The 2,012-nt window shown below is 37.0% G+C and carries 1 protein-coding gene and 1 pseudogene; both read right to left on the bottom strand.

The genetic code is table 11. The features are described from left to right. A pseudogene (locus IQ228_RS25280) lies at positions 1 to 379 on the bottom strand (photosystem II q(b) protein); the annotation flags it as partial. A gap of 173 nt (positions 380 to 552) precedes the next feature. Continuing rightward, the coding region (locus IQ228_RS25275) for an MBOAT family protein (RefSeq protein WP_193964892.1) at positions 553 to 2,012 on the bottom strand (1,460 nt) is incomplete at its 5' end.

Here is a 2,012-nt window from a genome sequence, read left to right as displayed (position 1 = left end):
GGTAGCAGAATACGCCGATCAAGAAGTGGAATACTACCAACTGGTAAGGACCGCCGTTGTACAACCACTCGTCTAAGGAAGCAGCTTCCCAAATTGGGTAGAAGTGTAAACCGATAGCGTTGGAGGAGGGAACTACTGCGCCGGAAATGATGTTGTTTCCGTAGAGTAAAGAACCTGCAACTGGTTCGCGGATACCGTCAATGTCAACTGGAGGTGCGGCAATGAATGCAATTACGAAGCAAGCGATCGCAGAGAGGAGGGTAGGGATCATGATTACGCCGAACCAACCGATATATAAACGATTGTCGGTGCTGGTGATCCAACCGCAGAAGCGATCCCACACATTAGCACTTTCGCGCTGTTGTAAGGTAGTTGTCATTTTATGATTGCTTTATGTTCTTATGATGTTAGTAGGTCGTTTTACTTACCTGAATACAATAGTAGAGGATAAGTTTAAATTTGTAAAGATAATTAAAATTAGTATTAGTTATATCAGTTATATGTTTTTCTAATGTGATGAGATGTACAGGAATTGCAGCAGAAAATTCACCTCTAAAAATCAAAGTATATATAAGGTAAACTACCCTCAGGAGCTAGTAACCAAACTGCATAAAAACATAGGGGAACCAAAACAATTTTAATTGGCCAGCTAAATTCTAATTTCATGCCTCGCTTAAAAGCATATGCTATGAGCATTGTTAAAGCTATGCCTATTAACAAATAAGAAAGTTGGTACTGACTTATATTTAAGGCTTCTACATAGATTTTTTCTGAAAATTGTTGATCACCGGCATGACCCCAAAAGTTTTTGATCACTAAAGCGGAGTCTTGGAGGTTGGGGAGACGAAACCAAATCCAGGATGTGAAAACCATGATTTGTGTTAAAAGCCAAGCAAAAATAACTCCTAGCGGATTTTGCCAAAATGAATTAAGAATTGTCAAGCGATCGCTTAGTACAACTGTGAGACGATGAACTACTAAAGCGACACCATGCAATAGACCCCAAATAATAAAACCCCAAGCTGAACCGTGCCAAATACCAGCCACTAACATGACTATCAATAAATTTCCGCAGGTACGCATTAATCCGCGCCGAGAACCGCCTAAAGGAAAGTAAAGATAATTACGTAGCCAATCACCTAATGTAATGTGCCAGCGTCGCCAAAAATCAGCAATACTTGTACTGAAGTAAGGAAAATCAAAGTTTTCCGGTAAAACCAACCCAAATAGTAAAGCGCTACCACGAGTAATATCAACATAACCATTGAAATCTAAATACAACTGTAAGCCATAAGCAAAGGTAGCTAACCACAAATCTGTACTACCTGCCCTTTGTAAGTTACCAAAACATAAATCTACAAATATACCCAAATTATCAGCAAGGATACCTTTTTTAACTGCACCTCTAGCAATTAACCACATTCCTTCAGCAACTCTATCAATGCTGGGAAATCTGAGGGTATCAAATTGAATCGCTAAATTATGGTAACGAGTAATGGGTCCAGAAATTAGTTTAGCAAAAAATAATTTATATGTGGCAAATTGGATAAATTTAGTAGCAGCCTGAGCGCCACGATAAATATCTATTAAATAAGCAATACATTCAAAGGTAAAGAAAGAAATTCCTAGAGGTGCAACTAACTTAATCAATGATTCTGGTGAACTTGTTGGCTGATTAAAAACTAAATTTAGAAAATGATTTATGTATTTAAAGCCTAAAAGAATAAAAACATTAAAACCTATGCCAATCCACAATACTTTAAGACGGCGTTGATTCCAGTCAGCTTGAGCAAATTGCCATTCCTCATTAGATAAATTCCAGTTTTGAGAATGTTTTCCTGGTGAAGTATTACTGCCAATTTCTAAACCTAGATAGAAGTTGATAAAAGTTAGTGTTAAAAGTAATGGTAAATATTGAATATTCAAAGATGCGTAAAATAAAAGACTAGCTATTAACAGTATCCATAATCTTATATTTGCTAAATTAACAGTCCAGTAGATGCCTAAAACAC

It is taken from the genome of Dolichospermum sp. LEGE 00246 (assembly GCF_015207865.1).
Lineage (GTDB): Bacteria > Cyanobacteriota > Cyanobacteriia > Cyanobacteriales > Nostocaceae > Dolichospermum > Dolichospermum heterosporum.
The sequence above is the reverse complement of the archived record's forward strand: the minus strand, read 5'-3'. Positions and strand labels throughout refer to the sequence as shown.